Annotated in this window: 6 protein-coding genes; 4 read left to right on the top strand and 2 right to left on the bottom strand. The window is 49.8% G+C overall.

All coding sequences use genetic code 11. From position 1 onward, the window contains the following. From ACWA6V_RS17985 to ACWA6V_RS17975, 3 genes are all read left to right on the top strand, one after another. Nucleotides 1-457 (top strand): FTR1 family protein (locus ACWA6V_RS17985; protein ID WP_449523782.1); only part of this gene is annotated, 457 nt, incomplete at its 5' end. 105 nt (nt 458-562) lie between these two features. Then, nucleotides 563-1,621, top strand: coding sequence for an ArsO family NAD(P)H-dependent flavin-containing monooxygenase (locus ACWA6V_RS17980; RefSeq protein WP_310076186.1), 1,059 nt, complete (start codon nt 563-565; stop codon nt 1,619-1,621). A gap of 85 nt (nt 1,622-1,706) precedes the next feature. After that, the gene (locus ACWA6V_RS17975) at nt 1,707-1,982 is read left to right on the top strand and encodes a hypothetical protein (protein ID WP_261948121.1); all 276 of its coding nucleotides are present in this window, start codon (nt 1,707-1,709) and stop codon (nt 1,980-1,982) included. Nucleotides 1,983-2,056: 74 nt separating this feature from the next. On the opposite strand, the gene arsJ is transcribed toward ACWA6V_RS17975, so the two are convergent. Both arsJ and ACWA6V_RS17965 read right to left on the bottom strand, forming a co-directional pair. Next, complete coding sequence (gene arsJ / locus ACWA6V_RS17970) at nt 2,057-3,286, bottom strand: organoarsenical effux MFS transporter ArsJ (protein WP_310076189.1); 1,230 nt, start codon at nt 3,284-3,286, stop codon at nt 2,057-2,059. A 2-nt stretch (nt 3,287-3,288) separates the two neighbouring features. Continuing rightward, on the bottom strand, nt 3,289-4,170 hold the full coding sequence (locus ACWA6V_RS17965) for an ArsJ-associated glyceraldehyde-3-phosphate dehydrogenase (protein ID WP_449523781.1): 882 nt from the start codon (nt 4,168-4,170) through the stop codon (nt 3,289-3,291). Here ACWA6V_RS17965 and ACWA6V_RS17960 point away from each other — a divergent pair. After that, nucleotides 4,171-4,355: hypothetical protein (locus tag ACWA6V_RS17960; RefSeq protein WP_449523780.1), on the top strand; the 185-nt coding region annotated here is incomplete at its 3' end. It abuts the gene before it with no gap.

Genomic DNA, 4,355 nt, shown 5'->3' with positions numbered 1-4,355 from the left:
GTCAAAGGCAGTGTCGCAGGGTTCAGCGTGGGCATTGTTCGCGCTGGCATTCATCGCAGTGTATCGAGAGGTTTTTGAGACTGTGTTGTTTTATTCCGCACTGGCAGCAGATGGAAATGGCGGCGCGTTGATGGCCGGTTTTTTCACAGCGTTAGTGTTATTGATAATAATCGCGTGGGCATTGCTGCGCACAAGCGCACGTATGCCGCTTGGAACATTCTTCTCTTTTACCTCCATTTTGGTGGTTGTACTTGCGGTAGTGTTAATTGGCAAGGGCGTATCCGCTTTGCAAGAGGCAGGATGGATAGGCGTAACGCTCATTACGATCCCACGTATCGAATGGCTCGGACTTTATCCCACACTGGAGACATTTATCTCACAAATAATCGTAGCCTTTGTTGCAGCAGGTGGCTTCGGTTGGAGTTGGTTTAAAACTCGCAACAATACGATCAAATAATTCAAATGAATGGCTTTGGTTAAATTAGCGCTATCCTGTCATGTGAAATTACGGGCATAGCGCTAATGCTTTCTTGATGAGTTTGGATAAAGGATCTTCGTTGTAATGGAAACAATGGTTGATGTCGTTATTATCGGCGGCGGTCAGGCCGCACTCTCTGTAGCTTACTATCTGCGTCGCACGGATTACTCCTTCGTTATTCTGGATGCAGAGACTTCCCCCGGCGGTGCCTGGCAACATGGCTGGGACAGTTTGCGTCTTTTCTCGCCCTCCACCTGGAGTTCGTTATCGGGCTGGCAAATGCCACCCACGCAGGAAACTTACCCAAGTCGCGATCAAGTAATTCGGTATCTGGCCAACTATGAATCCCGGTACGAATTTCCGGTGCAGCGTCCGCTGTTAGTCAATGCCGTGAATAACCATGGCGATCATCTGGAAGTTGTCAGCCAACACCAGACTTGGCATGCGCGTGTCGTGGTCAGTGCCACCGGTACCTGGCGAAATCCGTTCATACCACCTTATCCCGGTATCAATCTATTCCAAGGGCTTCAGCTCCACTCGGCTCACTACCAATCCCCTATACCTTTCCAAAATAAAAAAGTGCTGGTCGTAGGCGGCGGCAATTCCGGGGCGCAAATTCTCGCGGAAGTATCGCGCCTTGCTGATAGCACCTGGGTTACTCCGAGTGAACCGCTGTTTTTGCCCGATGATGTGGATGGGCGCGTGTTATTCCAGCGCGCTACGGATCGCTGGAAAGCGCATCTTGAAGGGCGAGAGGTCGATCAACCCGTGGGTGGTTTGGGCGATGTGGTCATGGTGCCACCCGTTAAAGAGGCGCGCGAACGTGGCGTGCTGCATTCCGTGCGGCCGTTCAAACAGTTCACGGCGACCAGTGTTATCTGGGAAGATAGTTCCGAGACTTCGGTAGATGCCGTGATCTGGTGTACCGGATTTCGCCCCGCACTTTCGCATTTGCATTCATTGGGCGTAATCAATTCTGAAGGCAAAGTTGATGTGGAGGGTACCCGCTCAGTACAGGAACCACGCTTGTGGTTAGTCGGTTACGGCGAGTGGACGGGATTGGCCTCTGCCACGCTTATCGGTGTAGGGCGGACGGCGCGAACTACAGCGGAGGAAATCGAGCATTATCTGGCTAAATCTTAACGGAAATGTTACGACTGTCATAAAACCGTAACCTGCCGCTGTTGAAATTGACCCCGGTAAATTTAAACACTGCGAGGATAATTTCATGAAAAAATCATTGGCAATTGCCGCGTTGACTGCGTTTGTTTCGATGTCTGTATTCGCTGGCCCTTACGATAAACCAGGTTTCGTCACCTTTGAAAAAGATGGCCGTGTGTGGGTATTTAAAACGGATTCTGAAGCCTTGAAACAATTTCAGGAGCATGGCGAGCCAGCAAAACAAGTCACGTTGATTGGTAAAGGCCCTGAAGGAAAAACACTCAAGACCGATGATATGAAAACCGCAGAAGAGTATTTGAAGTTGCTTGCAAAAGCAGAGTAAATCCGGAATTTAAAAAGCCCGACTATTTGCAAAAATAGTCGGGCTTTTTTTGTTCGGCTTATCACAGAGAAAAATTACGTTGGAGCAACCTGTTTTGGTAACGCCAATGAAATTAACGCTGCCAACGCAATAAAACCGGTCGATACCCACAAACACGCTTCCAGCCCGGCGACCTGATAAACCCAGCCAGATAATAAGGTGCCTATCAAGCGCCCCAAGGCATTTGCCATATAATAAAAACCGACATCCAATGAAACGCCGTCGGACTTCGCGTAATTCACAATCAAATAACTGTGCAGTGACGAATTGATCGCAAACACGGCGCCGAATACCAACAAACCACCAATCAATACTTGAGTCACCGGCAAGCTGGTCGCACTCATGCCCAGTGCAATAGCCGCAGGAATACCAGTAAGGATAAGTGCCCATAGGAAGGCGTGACCACCACCGGGAACCTTACCTTGTGCTTTGCCGATAATCAGTGGTGCGATAGATTGGACAATGCCATAACCAATCACCCAGGCCGCCAGAAAACCGCCCACCCACCAAAAATCCCAACCGAGCTGGCTGCTTAAAAATACCGGCAAGGCCACCACAAACCACACATCGCGCGCGCCAAATAAAAACAGGCGCGCGGCCGACAAAATATTGATTGCACGGCTTTTGGAAAACAATTCACTGAACTTGGGTTTGTTTTTGGCTTTGCCTAAATCTTTCTTCAGGAGCATCAGGCTCGCCAGCCAAATCACACCCAGCGCGATGGCCATAGCGACGACTGCACCGGTAAAACCCATCAGCGCCAACAATGCGCCACCGAGAAAAAAGCCAACGCCTTTCAATGCATTTTTGGAGCCTGTCAGCAGCGCAACCCATTTAAATAATTTGCCCTGTTGATCGCCCGGCACCAATAATTTGATCGAACTTTTTGCACTCATTTTGTTGAGGTCTTTGGCGATACCCGAGAGCGCCTGAGCGCCCATGACCCAAATCGGGGTGAGCATGATCGTGGGCACTGCCAGCATCAACAGTGCGATAACTTGCAGCGCGAGGCCGATATTCATGGTGCGGTTAAGGCCGATGCGGGCACCGAGATAACCGCCCACCAAATTAGTGACCACACCAAAAATTTCATAAAACAAAAACAGGGCAGCAATTTGCAGCGGGCTATAACCCAATTGGTGAAAGTGCAACACCACCAGCATGCGCAAGGCGCCATCGGTTAAGGTAAATGCCCAATAATTGCCGGTGACAACAAAATATTGTTTTATCTCTGCGCTCAGCTTGCCAGCCCCGGTAGTTGCCATGTTTATGCTCCTGCGTCCGCAAGGCCGACCAGTTTTGCCAATTCAACCGTGCGATTGGAATAACCCCATTCGTTGTCGTACCAGGCATAGATTTTTACCTGGGTGCCGTTAATCACCATGGTGGATAAAGCATCCACAATTGACGAGCGTGGATCACCGCAGTAATCGGTAGACACCAGGGGGCGCTCTTCATAGCCCAGAATATTCAGCAGTTCGTTTTCACTGGCGGCTTTCAGCAAGCCATTCACTTCTTCAACCGTGGTGGCGCGTTCCACTTCAAAGACACAATCCGTCAGTGACGCATTGGCCAAAGGAACTCGTACCGCATGACCATTCAAGCGGCCGCGCAATTCCGGAAATATTTCAGCAATCGCTGTCGCCGATCCGGTTGTGGTCGGAATTAAATTGGAACCGGATGCACGTGCACGGCGCAAATCTTTATGCGGTTGATCCAGAATGGATTGGGTGTTGGTGAGATTGTGAATAGTCGTAATAGAACCGTGTTTGATTCCCAGTTTTTCGTGAATCACTTTCACAACTGGTGCCAGGCAATTGGTGGTGCAGGATGCAGCGGTGACGATGCGATGCTCGGCGGGATTAAACAGATGCTGGTTTACACCCATCACAATATTCAGTGCGCCAGTTTCTTTTACTGGCGCGCTCACGACAACGCGATTAACGCCTTGGTCAAGATAAGCTTGCAATACGGCAACGGTTTTCATCTTGCCACTGGCTTCAAACACCAGATCACAATCCGACCAGTCGGTGTCGGCAATTGCCTTGTTGGTGGTGATGCGAATCGATTTCCCGTTAATGATCAGCGCACCATTTTCTGCACTAACCGTTTCCGGCCAAGTGCCCTGTACCGAATCAAATTTCAGCAAATGCGCATAAGTTTCTGCATCGGCAGCGGGGTCATTGATTTACCCGAACTCTGTGCAAAGTTGGGGTTGGAATGGTTTCACTTGCCGATTGAGGATGATCATGCACCTGAACAACTTTTTCAGGACGCTTGGCAGAACGCTAGAGAGAAAATTCATGCATTGGTCAATGCCGGTAAAAGCATTGC

It is taken from the genome of Cellvibrio sp. (assembly GCF_053579595.1).
Note: the sequence above shows the minus strand (reverse complement) of the source record. Positions and strands in the feature narration are given on the sequence as shown.